This is a genomic window from Syntrophus sp. (in: bacteria), from assembly GCF_040768185.1.
GTDB classification, from domain to species: Bacteria; Desulfobacterota; Syntrophia; order Syntrophales; family Syntrophaceae; genus Syntrophus; species Syntrophus buswellii.
The window spans coordinates 1-21732 of the sequence record NZ_JAXGNC010000010.1; the positions used below are offsets into that span (position 1 = coordinate 1).

A 21732-nucleotide genomic window follows, 5' to 3' on the forward strand; every position below is an offset into this window, starting at 1 on the left:
CTGCAGGCCGTCGTGCTGGACGAGGCGGCGCTGGGGCAGAAGACGGTCACGGTGGTATCGCAGACGAATCTGGCGACGAAACTGGGGGTCAAACCGCAACAGGCGACGGGAAGCACGACGTTGGCAGGTCAGGGGCAGGCTCAGGCTTTTCCGAAACCGGAGGAGCAGCATGTGGCGAAGATCGCCTGGGACGTTATCCGCAAGCTGGAAAATCAGCCGCAGCTCATCCCGGACATTCATTCCTTGAAAAAGCCGGAGATTCAAGCGGCCATTATAAAAACGGTAGAGGAACAGCGTCAGCCCGCGCAGTTGGAACTGGAGGGCATGACGGAAAAACCGGATATCGCAGCCGTCGTGGCCAAAACGGTCGAATTGTTTACCGAACAGACCATCAACATCCCCCGTATCCTCGTGACGCCGAAGGGGGAAGTGAAGTCGGGTTTCAAACCCTTTACGCTGTCCCTGGAGACACTGAAGTATCCGGCCGTTTCCGATGAGCTTTGGATTCAGCATCTCCGCACTCATCAAACGGAAGTGCTGGCATTGAACCGCGGCGGAATTGAAGAAGTACGTCCAGAGGATTACGTGGTGAGCGGCCTGGTCGATTTCGATGACATTTCTTATGACGATCATGCCGATCTTCTCTACAATCTGGCCGCACAGACGGTGCAGCATTTTCAAACCTATCTTTCCAAGGAAGAAACGCGGAAGGTGCTCCGCTGTTACCAGCGGGATATCGCGCGGTTCATCCATGTGCAGATGCAGGACCATTATTGGGAGGATGCGGCCGGTTACGAAGTGATCGTGAGCAAAGGTTACACGGAGCTGAAGGAAAGCGCCTATACCTGTTCCGCAGCGGAGCCGCCTATGGATTACCATGTGTCTCCTGTAGACAAGAGCAACATGGCGAAATATCTCTTCAACGGTTTTACCCGTTGCCTGTATCCGGTACAGAAGTTCGACTCGGAAGCGGAACGTCGGCTGGCCTTGATTCTAGACAGGGATTCCCTCAAGTGGTTCAAACCCGCCAAAGGCCAGTTCCAGCTCTTTTATCGTCATGGCGCCGACCATCTTGAATATCAGCCGGATTTTGTCGCGGAAACGGCGGATACAATTTTTATGCTCGAACCGAAAGCCCGGAATCAGATGGAGGATGAGATTGTGTTGGTAAAAAAGGAGGCGGCTGTTCAGTGGTGCGCCAACGCATCGAACCATGCGTTAAGCAGCGGCGGCAAACCTTGGCGTTATATTCTCATCCCCCATGACGAAATTTCCACGAACATCACCCTGGATGCCTTGGCGAAGCGATTCGGCCTGTGAATTTATATAGGGTGAAATAAGCAGATCGCTCTATAAAGACCCGCATGGCGAGTTTTCGGTCCTTGACCGGCCTTGCCCCGCGGAGAGATGACGAAGCGGCGGGGGGATTGCGTGACAATATATCAATGCATCAGACATGACCGTTAAGATCAGGAGGTTGAAATGCCGCTGGCAAAGGTGAATGGAACGGAGCTTTATTACGCGCTTGAAGGCCCCGAACAGGGGGAGGTCGTGATGTTTTCGAATTCTCTGGCATCAGACCTCAGGATATGGAAATTTCAGGCGCCTGCGTTTGCGGAAGCCGGTTACCGGCTGCTGCGTTATGACAGCCGCGGCCACGGGCAGTCGGCCTCCCCGCCCGGCCCTTACTCCATGGAAATGCTGGCCCTGGACGCCGTGGGACTGCTGGATGCTCTGGGGTTGGAGAAGGTCCATTTCTGCGGACTTTCCCTGGGGGGCATGACCGGCCAGATGATGGGGGCCTTCCATGGGGAGCGCCTGCTCTCCCTGATCCTCTCCGACACGACGTCCTGCACGGCGTCTCCGGAGGTCTGGGACGAGCGCATCCAGATGGTCCGGAAGGATGGAATGGCGGCCGTGGCTGATGCCACGATCGACCGCTGGTTCACCAGGGCGGGCCAGGAGCGCCTGCCGGAAGAGGTGAACGAGATCCGCGGGATGATCCTGAACATGTCCATCGAAGGGTTCTGCGGATGCTGCGAAGCGATCCGCCCCCTGGACCTCCGCCGGGCGATATCCGGCATTTCCGCCCGGACCCTCGTCATCGTCGGGGAGCAGGACGAGGGGACCCCCGTCTCGGAGGCGGTTTATCTGCATGAGCGAATTCTCTTCTCCGAGCTGAACGTCATTCCCGGTGCGGCCCACCTGGTCAATGTGGAACAGGCCGAACGCTTCAACGCCGCCGTCCTTGGATTTCTGAAAACCCTCAAGACGCCCTGATTTCGCGAAAAGGCGCATTCGCGGAGAAAAGATGATCCTGATTCTGGTTCGACATGGCATAACCCCCTGGAACGAGGAAAGAAGAATCCAGGGCTTAACCGATGTAGACCTGAGCGCCGCCGGGCTGGATCAAGTCCGGCGGCTGGCGCTTTCCCTGAAGGATTTCCCGATTGCTTCAATCTATTCGAGCCCCCTGGTCCGCGCCCGGAAAACGGCCGAAATCATCAACGAGTTTCACCAGGCCCCCCTTCACCTGTCATCCGATCTGACGGAAATGAACCATGGCGATTTTGAAGGCCTCACGATCCCGGAGCTGATGGCGCACCACAGGGACTTCCTCAGGAAATGGCTTGCTGATCCGGCTTCGGTAGGCATGCCCCATGGGGAATCTTTTCTGGATGTCCAAACCCGGGCCTGGAAGGTCATCGAGGGCATCCTCGCCAACTCCCGAAACGCGCTGGTCGTTGCCCACAACTTTACCCTGGCGTCCATTCTCTGCAGGATCAAAAACCTTCCCCTCGCCGAATTCCGATCCCTCTGCGTCGATCCCGCTTCCAGAACCGTCATTCGATTCTGCAACGGATCGGCGGACATCGAGTTATTCAACGACCGGCCTTATCTCAACGGCGGGCAGCCCTAGAGAATCCCCTCCAGTAAACCTCCCCGGAAAGGCCGTTCCATGGCCCGGGTATGGAGCAGTTTATGCAAGTCCAAGAGTGTTCCCGCACGAAGGGATCAACGATTTTCAAAATAAGGCGGACAAGGCCCAGTCAGGCTGACTGCCGGGGGCACGAAGCCGCTCATGAATGGAATGGAATCAAAGCATACGCCCACTTCCCGCTCAATACAATTTCACCTTTCGGATGGTGCATTCCGCCTTCTCTTTGCCCTGTCCGTGTTGACGGTGATCATCGTTTCCACGTGTCTGGCCATGCTTCGAGCCGACCGGGAACTCCGCACCGACCTGCTTCCGCAGGTCGCCATGATCGCCACGGCCATCAACCCGCAGCGGATGACTTCGCTGAAAGGAACGGCGGCAGACCTCACCTCACCCGATTATCTGCGGATCAAGGCGCAGCTGGCCAACATCCGCCGCTCCAATCCCAGGTGCCGTTTCCTGTATCTCATAAGCCGCAGGCCGGATGGCTCCATCGTTTTTCATGTGGATTCGGAACCCCATACCTCAAGGGACTGTTCACCGCCTGGACAGGTCTACAGCGAAGCCTCGAAAGAGCTTCACGCCGTTTTCGACACCGGACGGGCCGCCGTCAGAGGCCCCTATGAGGACCGCTGGGGAACCTGGGTAAGTGCATTCGTGCCACAGCCCAAACCGGCAACCGGCGGCGTACAGATGGTCTTCGGCATGGACATTGCCGCCAGCGAATGGATGTGGACCGTGGCCCTGCGGGCGGTTCCCCTGGCAGGCCTTGCCGTGGTCGCCGTCATGCTCACCCTGCTCGCAGCGTCGCTTTACGGGAAGCGCCGCGAGCTTCGCACCCGCCAGGAGGAACTGCGGCAGGCGGAAGCGGCTCTCCGCGGCATTTTCAACGCCACTCCCATCGGTCTTGCCACGATCAAGGATCATGTCTTTCAGCGGGTCAACAAGGTCTGGTGCGACAGCTTCGGCTATTCCGAAACCGAAATCATCGGAAAAGACGCCCGGATGATGTACCGCGATGAGGCGGAGTATCGGCAGGCGGAGCGGGAGTTGTTTCTTCAGCTCTCATCGCAGGGTACCGCTTCCATTCAGACCATCAACCGGCGCAAGGACGGCGCTCTGCGCAATGTCATTCTGAGCGCGGCGCTTCTGCCATCTGCCGCGCCTTCCCAGGAAGCGGTGGTAGCTGTCGAGGATATCACGGAGCGCAAGCGACTCGAGGAGCGGCTGAAGCGCGCCGAGAAAATGGAAGCCCTGGGAACGCTGGCCGGAGGTGTCGCCCACGATCTCAACAACGTTCTCGGTGTCATGGTCGGCTATTCGGAACTGCTCCTGGAAATGCTGCCTCCGCAGAGCCTTATGAGCAGATACGCGGATTCCATCATGAAATCCTGCGTTAAGGGCGCGGCCATTATCCAGGATCTTTTGACGCTGGCCAGAAGAGGGGTCACCGTTTCGGAAGTCGTCAATCTGAACACAGTGATTCTGGACTATCTCAAAAGTCCGGAGTTTGAAAAGATGAACTCTTACCATCCTGATGTGAAGATCGCGGCAGACCTTGACGAGAGCCTTTTGAACCTCAGGGGGTCGCCCGTTCACCTGGGGAAAATGGTCATGAACCTGGTCTCCAATGCAGCCGAGGCCATCCCGGGGCGGGGAGAGGTCACGATCCGGACGGAGAACCGGCACCTGGACAAGCCCCTGCAGGGATACGAGGAGATGAAGGAGGGGGATTATCTCGTCTTGACGGTTTCCGATACCGGCAACGGGATTTCTACGGAGGACCTGGGCAAGATTTTTGAGCCCTTCTACACCAAGAAAGTGATGGGAAGAAGCGGAACCGGACTGGGATTGTCCGTCGTCTGGGGTACCGTGAAGGACCACCAGGGTCACATCGACGTTCAGAGCGAGGAGGGCAGGGGGAGCAGCTTTGCCCTTTACTTCCCGGTCACCAGGGAAGAGGTCGTCCAGCGGAGGCAGGCGATTTCGCCCGATTCCTACCGAAGCAGGGGAGAATCCATTCTCGTTGTGGATGATGTTCAGGAACAGAGGGAACTGGCGATGAGCATGCTGAGCAAGCTCGGTTATCACGTTGAGGCCGCCGCCAGCGGAGAAGAGGCCGTCGAGCGCATCCACAGGAAAAAAGCCGATCTTGTGGTGCTGGACATGATCATGGATCCGGGAATCGACGGGATGGAGACCTTCCGGAGAATCCGCGAGATCGAGCCCGGGCAGAAGGCCGTAATCGTCAGCGGCTTTTCAGAAACGGAGCGGGTACGCAACGCGCAGAAAATGGGCGCCGGAACGTTCGTCCGGAAACCTTATATCCTGGAAAAAATCGGGGTGGCCGTCCGGCATGAACTGGACCGTGCCCGGCAGGAATCCGCCCTCCCCGAAATCCCTGTATCCTGACGGACCGGCATTCTACCGAAGGCAGGATTTCTTTGGCGCGCCCTCGGGCCGACTCCTGCCGGAACGTTCAACGGCATGTTCAAACATCCCGCACATCGAGGCTGACCGCTCCGGGTTCCTCCGCAATCAGAGCGCTCCCATCGAGACCCCTGTTATGTTGCCACATCCCCGTTAGTTCCCCGGAAGCGGGCCGTGGCTCAAAGGGTGCCCCGATGAACCCCGCCTCGAGGACGGACGGGCCCGTTTCATTTTTTTGGGAACTTTTCGAGAACCTTCCTTGTCTAAGCTTTCATAAGTCGTAAACACATTTTCGCCTCAGAGGAGATTGCCATGAAAAGATTGAGCAGACTGCTGGCCGTCCTGATCGTGACGGCCGTCATACTTCCCTGGAATGCCGCCCTGTCGCAACCGGACAGATCGGCGGAGGACCGCACCCTGTCCCCCTATTTTCTGGTAAAAAGCGACAGCCCCACCCTGGATCGGCTTCCCTTGAAAGCCACCTCCGCAGCGGTCACTATCTCCGGCGTGATCGCCGATGTAACGGTCACCCAACGCTACCGCAATGAGGGGAAAAAGCCTCTGGAGGCGGTCTATGTCTTTCCCGCCTCCACAAGGGCCGCCGTCTACGGCATGAAAATGACGATCGGCAAGCGGGTCATCGAGGCCAGAATCAAGAAGCGCGATGAGGCGCGCCGGGACTACGAGCAGGCCCGGAACGAGGGGCGGAGCGCCTCTCTCCTGGAGCAGCAGCGGCCCAATGTGTTCCAGATGAATGTGGCCAACATCCTGCCGGGAGACGAGATCGCGGTGGAGTTGAAATACACGGAACTGCTCATGCCGGAAAACCGGGTGTACGAATTCGTTTATCCCGCCGTCGTCGGCCCCCGCTATTCCAATACGCAGGCCGATTCGGCGCCGCCTTCAGAATCGTGGAGCGCCAACCCCTATCTTCATTCCGGCGAAGCCCCTCCCTACGATTTTGACATATCGGTCAGCCTGGCAACGGGTCTGCCGGTCCGGGACATCTCCAGCCCCTCCCATTCCGTGAACACAGCGTTTCAAGGACCGGCCCGGGCTCAAGTCCTGCTCGATCCGTCGGAAAAGTCGGGGGGAAACCGCGATTACATCCTCCGCTACCGCCTTGACGGCGACAACGTCCAATCCGGCCTGCTCCTCTACCGGGGCGAACAGGAGAACTTCTTCCTTCTGATGATGCAGCCGCCCAGAAGGATTGCCCCCGAACAGATCCCCGGCCGGGAATACATCTTCATCGTCGATGTTTCGGGATCGATGTACGGCTTTCCCCTGGACATCTCCAAGCAGCTACTAGCCAACCTGATCGGCGGCCTGCGCCCCTCGGACCGGTTCAACGTCCTGCTCTTCTCCGGGGGTTCGTCCCTGATGTCCGAGGAGTCCCTGCCGGCCACGGCGGAAAATGTCCGGCGGGCCATTGCTCTTCTTGAGGGCCAGCGGGGCGGCGGCGGAACGGAAATACTGCCGGCCCTGAAGCGCGCCCTCTCCCTCAAAAAGCGCGAACAGGACTCGCGGACCCTGGTCGTCGTCACCGACGGCTATGTGACCGTTGAGGAAGAGGTCTTCGATCTCATCCGGCACAATCTCGACAACGCCAACCTGTTTGCCTTCGGAATCGGGACGAGCGTCAACCGCCACCTCATCGAAGGGATGGCGCGGACCGGCATGGGCGAGCCTTTCATCATCGACAAGCGGGAAACAGCGCAGTCCAGGGCGGAGCGCTTCCGCGCCATGATTTCTGCACCGGTACTGACCCAGGTGAAGGTGGATTTTGAAGGCTTTTCCGCTTATGATGTGGAACCGGTTTCCCTGCCCGATGTTCTGGCCGAGCGTCCCGTGATCCTCTTCGGAAAATGGCGTGGGAAACCCGGTGGCCATGTGACGCTGACGGGAATCTCCGGGAAAGGACCCTATTCCGAGTCCCTCGCAGTGGCAGGGGTCACGCCGCTGCCGGAAAATGCGGCCCTTCGTTATCTCTGGGCGCGCCACCGCATTGCGCTCCTTTCCGATTACAACCGGCTCCGGGAAAAGCGGGAGCGCAGCGAAGAAGTGACGAACCTGGGACTGACCTACAACCTTTTGACAGCCCATACCTCCTTCGTTGCGGTGGACAGCGAGGTTCGGCAGGGAGGCAAACCCACCACCGTGCAACAGCCGTTGCCCCTGCCCCAGGGTGTTTCAGATTACGCAGTGGGAGGCGCCATGGGAAAGGGCAGGATGTTGTCTTACGCCCCACTGGCCGCCCCGGTCCGCGAACAATCGGCCACCCTGGATAGCGCCATGCCCCCGGACGGGAAGGCGGAGAAGAAAAAGGACGGATCCGGGAAAGCCCGGCCCGGCACCGTTTCTCTATCCGTGAACAGGATCGAAGTGGCGGGAGGCCTCTCGCAGGAGGACGCAGCGGGAATCGTGAAGGGGCAGCTTTCCACCCTGGAGTCCTGCCTGGCGGGAAAGGTGTTTCACGTGAAACAGACCTTTATCCTGGTCCTTTCTCCCGACGGCGCGGTTCGTAAGGTCACCGCTTCCCCGGCAGCGCTGAAGGATGCCGCTGTAAATTCCTGCCTCCTGGAGCGGATGAAGAAGTGGCGTTTTCCCGCTGCCGGAAACGGAAAAGAATCCAGGATAACGCTTACACTGGTATTAAGGACAATCCCACAGGTGCGATAGCCTCCATGGAAGCCTCGAATTCTCTGAAAGAGCAACCTCCGATCATCGAGGACGATGACCTCGAAACGGTGCTTCTTTGCCAGAAAGGGGATGTCGAGGCTTTCGGAGTTCTGGTTGACAGGCACCAGAAAAAGATGCTCAACGTTGCCTACCGGATGATCGGAGATTACGAGGAGGCCTGTGATGTCGTCCAGGAGGCCTTCCTCGCCGCCTTCCGGTCCGTTGCGAAGTTCCGGAGGGAGGCGCGTTTTTCCAGTTGGCTTTACGGCATCGTGGTCAACTGCGCGAAGAACCGGCTGATCGAGCTGAAGCAGCGAAAGGCCCGGGTGCGTTCCGGAGATTTTTTCCCGGAGGCGTCCTCCGGCAAAGAAGGATACGGATACGGATGCGGTTGCCAGGCGGAGCCTCTGCAGGAGGACTCCGTCCAGGAGCGCCTGGAGAAAAAGGAACTGGAAGCCCGGGTGCAGGAATGCATCGGCCTCCTTGATGACGGCTACCGGGAAATTCTTGTCCTGCGAGACATTCAGGGCTTGTCCTACGGCGAGATTGCCGACGTTTTCAAGATCCCCCCGGGTACCGTCCGCTCGCGGCTTTTCCGGGCACGAAATTCCCTGAAAGACCTCATGCGTTCCAGAATCGGAGATTTTTCATGACTTGCCGGGATATCGAAGACAGCCTGCCCGCCTACCTGGAAGGTCTTCTCTCACCCGAGGAGAGCGCGAGGGTACGCGATCACCTTGCCTCCTGCCCGCAGTGCCGCAAGGCCATCGCGGATCTGGAGCGGATGGGGACGATCCTGTCCGGCCTGGAGGAGGTGACGCCTCCACCCTGGCTGAAGCAGAGAATCATGACCAGGGTGCGGGACGAGGCACAGCCGGAAAAGGGGTTCTTCCGGAGGCTCTTCTCCCCGCTGCACCTGAAGATTCCCCTTTCCACCGCGGCGCTCCTCATTCTTTCAGTCCTCGCTTTCCAGGTCTATCGCACCCAGGAGACGCAGTTCCACAGGGATGGGGACCTCCACGTCGCCCTGCCCAAGCCGGCGCTGGAGCGCTCCATGGGAACGCAGGGGCCTCACCGCAAGGACCATTCCCGGGCGGCCATTCCGCCTGCGCCCGCCGTCGGTCCATCCGTCCCGCGGGGAACGACGCCGCCTTCGGCAGCGAAGAGCGCGAAATCCCCTCAGCCCGGCCTTGTACAGCCGACAGATCAGTCCGCTCTCCGGCTGGAACAGGCTTCACCGCCGCGCCCGGATGGGGAGGGGATGCGGGACAGCGGGAAGCACCTTTCAGGGGAAGAGGATGCGGCAAAGCCGCGGAAGGGGGCAGTGGCCCTGGCGCCCTTGCCGCTGGAAACCCTTGAAAGCGTCGGCTCCCGGAAGGCTGAAGAGCCCCCCGTCTTCGCCGCCCCCCGACCATCGCTCTCCGGAGCCCTCTCTCCCCCCATGGCTCGGAAAAAATCCGGAGATGGAGAAAACACATCGGATTCCGCTGTTACCGACAGCGGCCTTCGCGGGAAAAGCGCATCGACGGCGGAAATCATAAGCCTTCTGCGGCAGTTTGATGCCTCACGGATCGAGCGCAGGACATCCGGAGGAATGGAGATCCTGACGGCGGAGCTGCCGCCCCGGCAGGTGCAAGCCCTTCTGCAGAGGCTTACAGGGTTGGGTATCACGGGCAGGGCCGTTTCGATCGGTACGGCCGATTCCCGTGCGGGGATGGTGCCCGTCCGGATAGAAGTCCCCGCCAATCGCTGACGGAACGTTCAGCCAGTCCGGCGGTTTTTGTCCGTATCCTTCCTTGACAACCCTGAAGGTTTCCCTCTATACTTCCGCAACATTTCAGAACATCGATCGGCCATTGTCAGACAGCCGACCAAAACCATTCAAGGAGACGAGGCAACCATGCAAGATACAAGTTCCAACCCCACCGTGGTCTTCAAAACCAGCCTGGGAACTTTTGAGGCGGTCCTTTATCAGGACAAGGCCCCCATCACCGTTGAAAATTTTCTGCAGTATGTAAAAGACGGTTTTTTCGACGGAACCATTTTCCACCGGATCATCCCCGGATTCATGGCCCAGGGCGGAGGATTCGACAAGGGCGGTCAGCAGAAACCCACCGGTCCTGCCATCAAGAATGAGGCGGAAAACGGCTTGAAAAACGAGCGGGGCACGCTGGCCATGGCACGGACCATGGTCATTGATTCAGCCACGTCCCAGTTCTTCATCAATTTTGTGGACAATTCCTTCCTGGATTATGCCGGCAAGAACAACTTCGGTTATGCGGTCTTCGGCAAAGTGACGGAGGGGATGGATGTGATCGATTCCATGGCCAAAGTCAAAACCGGCTCCCGGGGTCCTTTCCAGGACTGGCCCCTGGAAGATGTGCTGATTGAATCGGTCACCCGGAAGGCATAATTTTCCCACCGTTTCGGTTTCGGGCCCACAGGCAAGGGGGGCACCAGATGATGCCCCCCTTGCCTGTGCTGGAGATCGGATGAATTCATGCCGTCTTTTCCGGATTGACCGGCATGGCGGCGGATCGACCATTTACTGCAGTTTCAAGCGAATGCTCGACGTTCCATCGGGAAGCCGCTTGATGGAAAATCCATTTTTTCTGCTGAGATTGAGCATTTCCCGGTTATCCGTCAGAACCTCCCCGTAGATCTCAGGCAGCTCCTTTAACCGGGCGATGTTGAGGACCGTCTCCATCAGCTTCTGCCCGATCCCCTTTCGCTGATACCGATCATGGATGAGCACGGCGATTTCCCCGGAGCTGAAATCCGGGTTGATGATCAGTCTTGCGACACCGATGATTTTCTGTTTCCCCTGCTCCGAAATTTCAGCGACGAGGGCAATGTGCCGATCATAGTCAATGTTGCAGAACATGATCAGCCACTCGCGGGTGACGTTCCTAAAAGATGAGAAAAACCTTGTCCGGCGGGACTCTTCGGACAGGGTCTCGAGGAGCTCCCGCTCCAAAGGTTCATCTTCAGGCCGAATCGGCCGAAGGGTCACCTCTGTTCCATCAGGCAATAGAAAGGTCGTGATGAACCTCGTGGGATAAGGGGTAATCACCAGGTGCGGATAAAGGTCCGCCGATTTCCGATAGGCTTTATCGAGGATGATTCTCGCATCCAGGGCGTACAGTTTGCCGTCCGATATGGCGAGCGGGTTGATGTCAATCTCCGCAATTTCGGGAAAACCTGCGACCAGGTAGGAGAAAAGGATCAGCGTCGCCTCAAGCTCTTCGAGATCGGCCGGGGGCTTGCCGCGCCATCCCTGAACGAGCTTGTAGGCTTTCGTTTCCTCCATCAGCATCTTTGCCAGTGTCGTGTTCAGGGGAGGCAGGCCTACCGAGAAATCCTGGATCAGTTCCGCCGTCACCCCACCCATCCCGAAGAGAATGGCGGCACCAAAATCCTTATCTTTTTTCGAGCCCAGGATCAGCTCGTAATCGATGTTCTCTATCATCTTCTGAACGGTGATTCCTTCGATCACCGCCTCCGGAGCCCGTTGTCCGACCTTTGCCAGCATGCCCCCGTAGGCCTGCCTGAGCTGCTCCTCGGAGCGGATTCCGACCTCGACGCCACCGACATCGCTCTTGTGCGATATGTCCGGCGAGGCGATCTTGATGACAACGGGATATCCCAGGCGGTGGGCAACGGCCACCGCCTCCTCTTCGGAAACGGCGAGTGCAGGAACCGTGGTTGGAATGCCATAGGCGGCAAGGAACTCCTTGGACTCGTTCTCGTTGAGAAGGTATCTCTCCTCAGCGACGGCCTTCGAAATAATCTCGTTTAAGGAACCCTTCTCCTCCCGGATTCTCTTGAGGAAAGCCGGCAGGTTTTCCTGGACGACTCTCCGCACCGGCAGCTCGGAAGGGGTTTCATACAAAAGTTCGAGGTTCCTTTCATAGTTGTACAGATTGATATAGGCCTTCACGGCCCCTTCCGGGGTTTCATAATTGGGAATACCCTGCCGGGCGACCATATCCATCGCCTCACGCACCTTTCCCGCCCCCATCCAGGTCGTAATGATCGGCTTGAACGCTTTTTTCGCATTTTCAATGATCACCCGGGCCACTTCAACCGGCGGAGCCGTATCCATGGGAATGCTGATGACCAGGATGCCGTCTACCCCGGGATCGTTCAGACAGACCTGGATCGCCTGGTCAAACCGCCCGGTATCCGCATCCCCCAGCAGGTCCAGGGGATTCCCCTTGCTCCAGAAGGGCGGCAGGAAGGCATTCAACCGTTCGAGGCTCTCGTCGGAAAGCTTTGCAAGCTCTCCTCCGAAATCCATCAGGGCGTCCGTGGCCATGACACCGGGACCACCGGCTGCCGTGACGATGGCCAGCTTCCGGCCGAGGGGAAGCCTCTGGGAAGCGAGAATTTCAGCCGCGTCGAAGAGAGCGGAAATATCCTTTACCCGCACCACCCCCACTCTTTTGAACGCGGCGTCATAGATTGCGTCATCCCCGGCCATGGCGCCTGTGTGGGACCGGGCTGCTTCAGCGCTTTCCGTATATCTTCCCGGCTTGAGGACGATCACGGGCTTTCGCAGGGCAAACGCCCGAGCGGCGCTCATGAACTTTCTGGCATTTCCCACCCCTTCCATGTAAATCAGGATGCTCCGCGTCGCCTCGTCTTCTCCGAGAAAATCGATGAGATCGCCGAAGTCGATGTCGCTCATGGAACCGAGCGACGCGAACATGCTGAACCCGACGCTCTCCGAAGCCGCCCAGTCCAGGATGGCGCTGCCCAGGGCGCCGCTCTGGGATATAAAAGCAATCTTTCCCGGCAGAGGATTGGCCTTCATGAAGGTGGCGTTCAAACCGGCGTTCGGCCGAACAAACCCGAGACAATTCGGCCCGAGGATCCGCATGCCGTAATTTTTCCGGATCTCGTTCAGCTGCTGTTCCAGAGATGCTCCCTTTTCGCCGCTTTCTTTAAAGCCTGCGGAAACAATGACCAGCCCACCGACCCCCGCCCTGCCGCACTCCTCTACCAGATCGAGAACCGTTTCCGCCGGGGTCGCGATCACGGCCAGATCGACAGGCTCGGGAATGCTCGATATATTCTCAAAACATCTTTGGCCCAGCAGCACCTTCTTCTTCGGGTTGACCGGGAAGATCGTTCTATTTTTTGCCAGGAGCAGATTCGAAAGAAGAATTTTTCCAATGGAACCTTCCTGATCACTGGCGCCGATCAATGCCACACGGTCAGGATTGAATACGCTGCTCAGGTTTTTCATTTGTCACCCCCACGTGCTTCGTGATCTTCCGGACCGAGCCGGAGCGGACCCATCCAGGCACGGAAACCCCTGCAATGATCGCCTGCCTGTCAGCAACCGCTGTTCCCCCAGTTGCCCCCATCCTTTCGTGGCCGTCGGTCGCCTGCAGAAGCTCCTCAGGCGGCGCCCGCGGAGCTCTGACTCTCCTCATCGGAAAGCGGCAGCTTGCCCGTCTCCAGGGGCGGTGCTGGAGGCAGGCCTGTTGCAGCCAGGATTTCCTTCTCATCGAGGGTTTCCCGGGCCACAAGGGCCTCGGCGAGGGCGTCGAGCTGACAGCGGTATGCTCTGAGGAGCCGCTTGGCCTCCTCGTGGCTCTCGGCGATGATCCTGCGAACCTCGGCATCGATGGTTTCGGCGGTATCCTCGCTGAATGGCCTGGAGCCACCATATCCGTCCATGCCGCTCAGGTAGGGGTTATCCCGGGGCGCAAGCTGCACCAGCCCGAGGCGTTCGCTCATTCCCCAGCGCGTCACCATCCGGCGGGCCAGCCCGGTCGCCTGCTCGATGTCACTTTCGGCGCCGGTCGTCTTCGTTCCATAGACGATCTCCTCCGCCGCCCGTCCGCCCAGCATTCCAATAATCCGTGCCCGGAGGTAAGCCTCCGGATAATTGTAGCGGTCGCTTTCCGGCCGCTGGTAGGTCACGCCGAGGGCCTGACCCCGCGGTACGATCGTCACCCGGTTCACAGGGTCCGCACCGGGAACCACCAGACCCAGAATGGCGTGCCCTCCCTCATGGTAGGCGATGCGCTCCTTGTCCGCACGGCTCAGGAGAAGGGGGCGCTCGGGGCCGAGTACGATCTTCTCCAGGGCGTCCATGAAATCCTTGTAATGGACTTCACTCTGGCCGCGCCTCGCCGCCAGCAGCGCGGCCTCGTTGACCAGGTTTTTCAGGTCGGCCCCCGAAAAGCCCGGTGTCGCAGCGGCAAGCTCTACCAGGTCCGCGCTTTCGGCGAGAGGGACATTCCGGACGTGAACCTTGAGGATCGCCTCGCGGCCGGTCTTGTCCGGAAGGTTCACCACCACACGCCGGTCAAAGCGACCGGGCCTCAGGAGCGCGCGGTCGAGGACGTCCGGCTGGTTGGTCGCCGCCAGCACGATAATGCCCTGGCGGCTGGAAAAGCCGTCCATCTCGGTCAGGATCTGGTTCAGGGTCTGCTCCTGCTCGCTGGACCCGCCTATGGCCGCCGGCCCACGCGCACGGCCTATGGCATCCAGCTCATCGATGAAGATGATCGACGGCGCCTGATCGCGGGCCTGCTGAAAGAGGTCCCGCACCCTCGCGGCGCCGACTCCGACGATCATCTCAACAAATTCCGAGGCGCTGATCGAAAAGAAGGGCACTCCGGCCTCCCCGGCAACCGCCTTCGCCAGCAGGGTCTTTCCCGTGCCCGGAGGGCCCACCAGCAGGACGCCTTTCGGAGCGGCTCCGCCAAGGCGGGTATACTTTGACGGGTCCTTGAGGAAATCCACAATCTCCACCAGTTCGTTTTCGGCCTCGTCAATGCCGGCCACGTCATTGAAGGTGATTTTCTGCCCCTCCTCCTGGTCATAGCGGCGCGCCTTGCTTTTGCCGATGCCCATGAGTCCCCCTCCAAGGCCTCCCTGCTGGGCCATACGTCGGAAGATCCAGATATAGAAGGCGATAAAGAGCAGGCCCGGACCGAAGCTGTAAAGAATCGTCGCCAGGGTGCTGCGCTCTTCGCGGAGCGGCTTGGCGCTGATTTCGACCGCATGGTCGATCAGATAGGCTTCCAGACCCTGATCGACAAAGGCGGGCAGGATGGTCTTGAAATGGTCCACCTTCCTGGGCTCTTCCTTCGTCGGCGCCTTGGCGTCGCCTTTTTCCTCCGCGGAATGAATCGTGAGGGGCACTTTGAAACGGCCGGTGATCGTTTCGCCGCGGCTGAAGATCGCCTGAACATTATACTTGCCCACCTGATCCTTGAACAGGGTATAGGGGACGATGGACGGCTGTTCCGGCGCAGGCATCAGCAGCTTCATCAAGAGGAAGTTCGCGATGAGGATGAGGGCGAACCATATCCAGGTGCTGCGCGGCGGCATCTTCGCCCAGCCGGAGCCCTTTTTGGGTTCCGGCTTGTTGTCAACGGGTTTGGAGTTCCTGTCCTGCGATTTTGTTCCGGTCAATTTCATGGCTGCTCCTTGTCATGCGCCGTGCCTTCGTGATGTTATCAAGGCCTGCCGTTCCCCCTGCTTCCTGAAGCCTTCAGGGAGTCGACCTTCCAGATATGATCCAGATATTCCCGAATGGAGCGGTCGGAAGAAAATCCGCCCATCCGGGCTACATTCAGAATGGACATACGAAGCCAATGTCCCTGCACGAGGTATGCCTTGCCAGCCTTCTCCTGAGCGTCGAGATAGGAGGGATAGTCTGCAAGGAGGCAGTATTCGTCGCGGCTGAGGAGCTCGTTGACAAGAGGCTCGAAGAGATCGCGGTCTCCCCGGGAAAAGAAACCGGAACGGACCAGGTCGATGATTTCCCGGAGCTCCTCATTCTGTTCGTAGCTCTCCCAGGGCCTGTATCCCTGCATTTTCAGGTCTGTAACCTCCCTGGCCGTCAGGCCGAAGACCAGGAAGTTCTCCGGACCGACCGCCTCACGGATCTCCACATTGGCTCCATCGAGCGTGCCGATGGTGAGGGCGCCGTTCAGGGAGAATTTCATATTCCCCGTGCCCGACGCTTCCTTTCCTGCCGTGGAAATCTGTTCCGAAAGGTCCGCCGCAGGGTAGATGAGCTGGCCGTTCTTGACATTGAAGTCGGGAAAGAAGACGACTTTCAGCCGATCAGCGACATCGGGATCGATGTTGACAACATCGGCGATGGAGTTGATGAATTTGATGATCAGCTTGGCCCTGGCGTAGCCGGGAGCGGCCTTCCCGCCGAAGATGACCGTGCGGGGCGGGACATCCAGAGAGGGGGTTCTCTTCAGCCGGATATAGAGCGAAATGATGTGGAGGGCATTGAGGTGCTGCCTCTTGTACTCGTGGATCCTCTTCACCTGGATGTCGAACAGGCTTTCCGGATTCACGACGATTCCGGTGCGCTCCGAAATGTGCCTGGCCAGCTCCATCTTATTGCCCTGCTTCACCTTGCGCCAGGCTTCGCGAAATGCCCCGTCATCGGCGAATGATTCCAGGCCCGCGATGGAATCCTGGGAGTTGCAGACCCAGTTTTCCCCCACCGCATCGGTGATAAGGCCGGACATTCCGGGATTGCACAGAAGCATCCATCTCCGCGGAGAAACGCCGTTCGTCACGTTCAGAAATCTCTCCGGGTAGAGTTCATAAAAATCCCTCATCACGGTTTCCTTCAGCAGATCCGTGTGCAGCGCCGCCACTCCGTTGATGGCATGGCTTCCCACGGCGGCCAGGTTGGCCATGCGGACATAGCGATCATCCGCTTCTTCGATGAGGGAAAGACGCCTCAACCGTTCGCTGTCGCCAGGATAGGTCAGTCGGACATCTTCGAGGAAACGGCGATTGATCTCGAAGATGATCTCCAGATGCCGGGGAAGGACCTTCCGGAACAGCGGCAGGGGCCATTTTTCCAGGGCCTCCGGAAGAAGGGTGTGATTCGTGTAGGAAAAGGTGTTTCTCGTGATCTCCCAGGCCCGCTCCCAGTCGATCCGCTGTTTATCCACCAGGAGGCGCATCAGCTCCGCCACGGCGATCGCAGGGTGCGTATCATTCAACTGCACCGCGTATCTCCGGTCGAAGGTGGCCGGCACACCGCCCCCGAGGCGGTGAACCCGGATCATGTCCTGAAGAGAGCAGGACACAAAAAAGAACTGCTGGGAGAGTCGCAATTCCTTTCCGGGTATCGGTTCATCGTTTGGGTAGAGGACCTTCGAGATCGTCTCGGAGGCCACCTTGTCCTCCACGGCACCGTAATAATCGCCCTCATTGAAGGCCTGAAAATCGAAGGATTCGCAGGCTTCCGATTTCCAGAGCCGCAGAAGGGCGACGTTTTCCACATGGTAACCAGGAATGGGGGTGTCATGGGCGATGCCCTTGACGACCCGCTCCGGCACCCAGCGGACGCGGAAGCGGCCCAGCCGGTCATAATACGTTTCCGTGTAGCCGCCCAGGGGAACGTAATACGCAATTTCGGGGCGGACGATCTCCCAGGGATTGCCGAACGCCAACCACTTGTCGGTCACTTCGCGCTGCCACCCATCGTGGATTTCCTGGTCAAAAATGCCGAATTCATAACGGATTCCGTATCCGATGGTCGGAATTTCCAGGGTCGCGAGGGAGTCGAGAAAGCAGGCGGCCAGTCTGCCGAGTCCGCCGTTTCCCAGTCCCGGCTCCCCTTCATGGGAAATCAGGGCATCCAGATCCAGTCCGAGTCGGGCCGTTGCCTCTTTCGTCTGTTCGTACATGCCGAGGTTCAAAATGGCGTTGCCCAGATGAGGTCCCGGCAGGAACTCGGCGGAAAGGTAGCAGACGGCGCGGCTGCTTTGCTGAAGGGACTCGATGGCCATGCCCCAGCGCTCGAGCAGCCGGTCGCGGACCGTATAGGCCAGGGCCATGTACCAGTCGTTCCGGGTGGCTATTTTGGGGATCCGCGCCTGAACGTAAACCAGATTTTCAAGAATATCGTTTTTTATGGCCTCTGCAGTCAAACCGGTCCGAAGGTCTTCCCTCACTATCGGATTTTCATCGGACTTTGGAGGATGCCGTCCATTCATGTTCTCTCTCCTGTTTCTCCGGCCGCGAACCTGTTCAGGAACGATCAATCCCGGTCAAACCGCTCCAGTTTCAGGGTGACGAGATTATAGCTGTCCGGGCATTGCAGCTCGATCACATCGCCTTCCCACCAGGGAAGGTTTCCGCCGAACTGGAAGGTGGAAAGGCTGGGAAAGATATCATGGAAGAAAAATCCGCATAGTCCGGCTGGATTATGACAACAGATTTCGAAGGTCTCCCCCTTTACATGGCCCGCATTGCAGTCCCCCTTCACGTCCATAACGGTGGCGATCACCTTTTTTCCCATTCCCGGATCTTGTGCCATAATGTTTCTCCTCCTTATTCTGCAAAAATTTCCTGACAAAACATTCCAAACAACTTTTTTTCACGTCACATTCAAAACCGGAGATCGATCCGTCGAGATCCAGGGCCGGGGATCCGATAACCGGTCTTCCCGATTTATCTGAAACTCGGACTGTCCACAGATCCGGCCGTCACAGTCATAGGTGATTTCCAGAAGCCGCACGTGATCCCGCCCCCAGATCATTGCTGTGCTGCAACGGGTTCCGTAACCGTCCATGGCAATGAATTCCGCCGATAGGCTGTGCTCCTCTGCAGGAGAAACGCCGGTGTCCGGAAGCGTATCCGGCGCCGCAAGCACCCTGGAGTCGAGCAGAAGCGCCAGATCTTTCATGGATCCAGGCTGTTCCAGCCAGCGGCACAGCTTCCTCCTGGCGCTTTCGACCTTAGGCCAGCCGGGCGTGTCCAGGCAGGCGTTGCTCAGGCCGTGCAGTCCAGGTTCAACAGGCCGCGGCTGCTTTTCCGAATTCAGATGGTAAAGCTCCTCTCCATCAAACACGAGCAGGTTGAACCCGCTGTAGGATGGCCGCTCCCGGCAGATCTCATCGAGGTATCGGCTGGCCGGAAGCGCAGACTGCAGAAATCCGGACACCAGTTGGCCGCGGCTCTTTTCACAGCCCCGACGATAGGCTGGGGCGCGGATGTTCGTCAAGGCGGCAAAACGGCCGCTTCCGGCATTGACGCCGAGCCACGTCCCCAGGGCTTCAAGATCGCGCCCGGCGACAATCTCGGGCTGATCGAGCCAGCTGGACATCGCGGCGGTTCCGCGATGAAAATATTCGTCCCGGTTGGCAACCAGGATCAACGGCGTCTCCGTTTCCGGCTGCCAGTTGAAGGCAATCAGGCACATGATTGCCCCCCCGATGGGGATATGCGTTTCGAAAAGCGGCTCACACCCTCATCTCCTCTCTTCCAAAACGGACCATCTCCTCGAGAATGCGGTCCACGTCGTCGCGTGTGGTCCGCAGGTTCATGAAGCAGGCCCGCAGACAGAATTTCCCTTTCACTTCCGCCCTGCCGAGGAATGCAACCCCTTCGGACAGCAGGCGGGCCAGGACACGCTCATTCTGGCCGTCGGACAGATTGCGGCAGCGGACGCACACGGCATTCAAGGTGACCGGGGCCAGCAGTTCCAGCTCCGGCTCGGCTTCCGTTCGCGCCTCCATATATTCCGCAAGGTCACAGAGATCGTCGATCGCTTTCGCATAGGCCTTTCGCCCGAAGGCCCGCAACGACCACCAGACCTTCAGCGCCTTGAAGCTCCGCGAGAGTTGGGGGCCATATTCCGCATAGTTCAGAAAGTCGGGATCGGAGAACATGGACAGGTAGGTCGGAACGAAGCTGTAGGTGGTCCGCATGTCCTCGGCGCGCCGAACAAGGACGCAGCCGGCCTCCAGGGGTGCGAAGAGAAACTTGTGCGGGTCGAGCGACAGGGAATGGGCACGGCCTGCCGGCTGCAGATGGGGGCGCCTTCTTTCGCTGAGAACCGTCAGGGCGCCGTAGGCCCCGTCAATGTGAAGCCAGAGCCCTTCCTCGTCACAGAAATCCGCCAGCTCGTCAAGGGGGTCAAACGCCCCGGTGGTCACGGTTCCCGCTGAACCGACCACGCAGAAGGGGCTGAACCCATCTCGGCGGTCCTGCATGACGGCCTCTTTGAGAAGATCCATCCGCATGCGGAACTGAGAATCGCAGGGAACATGGCGGACATGATTGAGCCCGATGCCGAGAATAACGGCCGCCTTGTCCACGCAGTTATGCACCTGGTCCGACACGTAGAGCCTCAGCGGCGATACCCTCCACTGCAGCCCGTCCATCCTGGCGGATGTTCCGAGGTACGTGTCCCGGGCAATCGCCAGGGCCGTCAGGTTCGCCATGGACCCGCCGCTCGTAATGATGCCTCCGCTCCCTTCGGGAAAGGAGAACAAGTCCTGAAACCAGGAAATGACCCGCTGTTCGATGGCATTGGCGGCAGGGGACAGCGTCCAGAGGTTGCAGTTCTGATTGAGGGTGCTTGCCAGGGCATCGGCAAAGGCCGAGATCCCGTTGGGAGAGGGAAGCACGTAAGGCAGAAAGCGCCGGTGCGCCACATGCGTCGAATTCGGCATGACAACTTCCCGGAATTCCTGGAACAGCTCCTCAAGGGATCTCCCCTCTTCAGGAAGAGGCTCCGTCATGATCGCCCGCATGGCGTCCCGATCAATCTGTCCGAATCCGGGCGGATTCGAGAGATCCCCTTCATAGCCCGCCAGAAGTTCCCCCAGGAGATGGCCTGCCTTTCGGTGTGTATCAGGATCAAACAGAAGCTCATTCATTTCATGGCTCTCCTCAAGAATGTTTCGTGTCGATGCGGTTCACCGTCATGACCGACCGGCTGCATCATCCCGGCGCGCTCCGGCACACGGTCCGGACGGGGCAGGCGCCGCATCCCTTTTTCCGGCAGTGGTTCTTCCCGATGCGCAGGAGGGCGGATTCAAAATCGGGAAAATCCGCTGCCTTTCCACCGCTTTCCTTCCACCGGTTCTGCAGCAGATCGGAGGCCTGCTCCCCATCCCCGATCCCCCGGGGACAGAGACCGAGGTTTCCGGCGGCCAGCACGACCAGATCGGAGGGCAGAGGCCGCGCCTTCGGCCAGATTCCGCGCATCTCGCGCAGAAAGATGTTCACGGTCACACGGCCGATCCCCTTCGCCAACGCCTTGAGTCGCTCCTCCAAATCTCCGGCGTCGGAAGCCTCTCCGTGCAGCCGGTTGAGATCGCCACCATAGCGCTCCCGGAGCGTCCTGGAGAGCTCCAGCAGCTTGGTGGCGGTCTTGAAATCATACCTGGCGTAGCCGCCGCGGTCCAGGATCGACACCAGGCCGTCCCACCCGGTCCTCTCCATCTCCTCCGGCGTCAGGACGCCCGCCGCCTTGAAGGCCTCCATGGTCCGTTTTACGATGGTCTCGGAGATCCGGGCGCCGAACAGGACCGAGGCGAGAAACCACCGGAAGACATGGTCTGACCGGCATTCATCGAGGTCGATACCCATCTCCCGGGAGTACCTGCCGCCCGCCGCCGCGATGATCCGGGTTACGTCCATACCATTACCCGCTTTGAAACTGTCTCATGGCGCCCTGTAACGGATCCCCGGCCACCAGAGGGATTATCAGAGCATTTACGGTCCGGAATGATGATCATTACCTCAAGGACTTGACTATAAGGCAACATGCCCGGGACGGCTCTATTTCCAGCAGATCACTTGTTCTTTGGTGCCGAATTCCCCTAAAAAATAATACCTTATCAAGAGAAATGCAAGTCGGCACTGCAAGACGGTGTCGCCGGATC

Annotated in this window: 14 protein-coding genes and 1 pseudogene; 8 read left to right on the plus strand and 7 right to left on the minus strand. The window is 59.0% G+C overall.

Going from position 1 to position 21732, the window contains the following annotated elements:
* The 8 genes and pseudogenes from AB3175_RS10370 to AB3175_RS10405 form a co-directional block, all read left to right on the plus strand.
* Nucleotides 1-1320: pseudogene (locus tag AB3175_RS10370) on the plus strand (type III restriction endonuclease subunit R); the annotation flags it as partial.
* 162 nt (nucleotides 1321-1482) lie between these two features.
* Nucleotides 1483-2280, plus strand: a complete 798-nt coding sequence (locus AB3175_RS10375) for an alpha/beta fold hydrolase (protein ID WP_367360871.1) — start codon at nucleotides 1483-1485, stop codon at nucleotides 2278-2280.
* A gap of 31 nt (nucleotides 2281-2311) precedes the next feature.
* On the plus strand, nucleotides 2312-2920 hold the full coding sequence (locus AB3175_RS10380; protein ID WP_367360872.1) for a histidine phosphatase family protein: 609 nt from the start codon (nucleotides 2312-2314) through the stop codon (nucleotides 2918-2920).
* Between the two features lie 162 nt (nucleotides 2921-3082).
* The gene (locus AB3175_RS10385; RefSeq protein WP_367360873.1) at nucleotides 3083-5350 is read left to right on the plus strand and encodes an ATP-binding protein; all 2268 of its coding nucleotides are present in this window, start codon (nucleotides 3083-3085) and stop codon (nucleotides 5348-5350) included.
* Between the two features lie 330 nt (nucleotides 5351-5680).
* Entirely contained in the window at nucleotides 5681-8050 is a 2370-nt protein-coding gene (locus AB3175_RS10390) for a VIT domain-containing protein (RefSeq protein WP_367360874.1), read from the plus strand.
* A 5-nt stretch (nucleotides 8051-8055) separates the two neighbouring features.
* Nucleotides 8056-8703: an RNA polymerase sigma factor gene (locus AB3175_RS10395; RefSeq protein WP_367360875.1), complete on the plus strand. Its 648-nt coding sequence runs from the start codon at nucleotides 8056-8058 to the stop codon at nucleotides 8701-8703.
* Nucleotides 8700-9803 (plus strand): DUF2275 domain-containing protein, encoded by a 1104-nt coding sequence (locus tag AB3175_RS10400; RefSeq protein ID WP_367360876.1) that lies wholly within the window; start codon nucleotides 8700-8702, stop codon nucleotides 9801-9803. Before AB3175_RS10395 ends, AB3175_RS10400 begins: the two co-directional genes overlap by 4 nt.
* A gap of 147 nt (nucleotides 9804-9950) precedes the next feature.
* Complete coding sequence (locus tag AB3175_RS10405) at nucleotides 9951-10463, plus strand: peptidylprolyl isomerase (RefSeq protein WP_367360877.1); 513 nt, start codon at nucleotides 9951-9953, stop codon at nucleotides 10461-10463.
* Between the two features lie 132 nt (nucleotides 10464-10595).
* On the opposite strand, the gene AB3175_RS10410 is transcribed toward AB3175_RS10405, so the two are convergent.
* The 7 genes from AB3175_RS10410 to AB3175_RS10440 all read right to left on the minus strand — a co-directional run bounded on the left by AB3175_RS10410 (nucleotide 10596) and on the right by AB3175_RS10440 (nucleotide 21487).
* The gene (locus AB3175_RS10410; RefSeq protein WP_367360878.1) at nucleotides 10596-13301 is read right to left on the minus strand and encodes a GNAT family N-acetyltransferase; all 2706 of its coding nucleotides are present in this window, start codon (nucleotides 13299-13301) and stop codon (nucleotides 10596-10598) included.
* 155 nt (nucleotides 13302-13456) lie between these two features.
* Entirely contained in the window at nucleotides 13457-15493 is a 2037-nt protein-coding gene (gene ftsH / locus AB3175_RS10415; RefSeq protein WP_367360879.1) for an ATP-dependent zinc metalloprotease FtsH, read from the minus strand.
* Between the two features lie 38 nt (nucleotides 15494-15531).
* Entirely contained in the window at nucleotides 15532-18051 is a 2520-nt protein-coding gene (locus AB3175_RS10420) for a glycogen/starch/alpha-glucan phosphorylase (RefSeq protein ID WP_367360880.1), read from the minus strand.
* 44 nt (nucleotides 18052-18095) lie between these two features.
* Complete coding sequence (locus tag AB3175_RS10425; protein WP_367360881.1) at nucleotides 18096-18374, minus strand: TIGR04076 family protein; 279 nt, start codon at nucleotides 18372-18374, stop codon at nucleotides 18096-18098.
* Nucleotides 18375-18434: 60 nt separating this feature from the next.
* Nucleotides 18435-19259, minus strand: a complete 825-nt coding sequence (locus AB3175_RS10430) for an NRDE family protein (protein ID WP_367360882.1) — start codon at nucleotides 19257-19259, stop codon at nucleotides 18435-18437.
* Nucleotides 19260-19299: 40 nt separating this feature from the next.
* The gene (locus AB3175_RS10435) at nucleotides 19300-20721 is read right to left on the minus strand and encodes an aspartate aminotransferase family protein (protein WP_367360883.1); all 1422 of its coding nucleotides are present in this window, start codon (nucleotides 20719-20721) and stop codon (nucleotides 19300-19302) included.
* A gap of 64 nt (nucleotides 20722-20785) precedes the next feature.
* Nucleotides 20786-21487 carry a hypothetical protein gene (locus AB3175_RS10440; protein WP_367360884.1) on the minus strand — a complete coding sequence of 234 codons (702 nt, stop codon included), beginning with the start codon at nucleotides 21485-21487 and terminating at the stop codon, nucleotides 20786-20788.
* Between the last annotated feature and the right edge of the window lie 245 nt (nucleotides 21488-21732).

Bases quoted from the DNA above. Each gene is read 5' to 3' on its own strand.
- AB3175_RS10375 (WP_367360871.1), top strand. From the start codon at position 1,483: ATGCCGCTGGCAAAGGTGAATGGAACGGAGCTTTATTACGCGCTTGAA.
- AB3175_RS10380 (WP_367360872.1), top strand. From the start codon at position 2,312: ATGATCCTGATTCTGGTTCGACATGGCATAACCCCCTGGAACGAGGAA.
- AB3175_RS10385 (WP_367360873.1), top strand. From the start codon at position 3,083: ATGAATGGAATGGAATCAAAGCATACGCCCACTTCCCGCTCAATACAA.
- AB3175_RS10390 (WP_367360874.1), top strand. From the start codon at position 5,681: ATGAAAAGATTGAGCAGACTGCTGGCCGTCCTGATCGTGACGGCCGTC.
- AB3175_RS10395 (WP_367360875.1), top strand. From the start codon at position 8,056: ATGGAAGCCTCGAATTCTCTGAAAGAGCAACCTCCGATCATCGAGGAC.
- AB3175_RS10400 (WP_367360876.1), top strand. From the start codon at position 8,700: ATGACTTGCCGGGATATCGAAGACAGCCTGCCCGCCTACCTGGAAGGT.
- AB3175_RS10405 (WP_367360877.1), top strand. From the start codon at position 9,951: ATGCAAGATACAAGTTCCAACCCCACCGTGGTCTTCAAAACCAGCCTG.
- AB3175_RS10410 (WP_367360878.1), bottom strand. From the start codon at position 13,301: ATGAAAAACCTGAGCAGCGTATTCAATCCTGACCGTGTGGCATTGATC.
- ftsH (WP_367360879.1), bottom strand. From the start codon at position 15,493: ATGAAATTGACCGGAACAAAATCGCAGGACAGGAACTCCAAACCCGTT.
- AB3175_RS10420 (WP_367360880.1), bottom strand. From the start codon at position 18,051: ATGAATGGACGGCATCCTCCAAAGTCCGATGAAAATCCGATAGTGAGG.
- AB3175_RS10425 (WP_367360881.1), bottom strand. From the start codon at position 18,374: ATGGCACAAGATCCGGGAATGGGAAAAAAGGTGATCGCCACCGTTATG.
- AB3175_RS10430 (WP_367360882.1), bottom strand. From the start codon at position 19,259: ATGTGCCTGATTGCCTTCAACTGGCAGCCGGAAACGGAGACGCCGTTG.
- AB3175_RS10435 (WP_367360883.1), bottom strand. From the start codon at position 20,721: ATGAATGAGCTTCTGTTTGATCCTGATACACACCGAAAGGCAGGCCAT.
- AB3175_RS10440 (WP_367360884.1), bottom strand. From the start codon at position 21,487: ATGGACGTAACCCGGATCATCGCGGCGGCGGGCGGCAGGTACTCCCGG.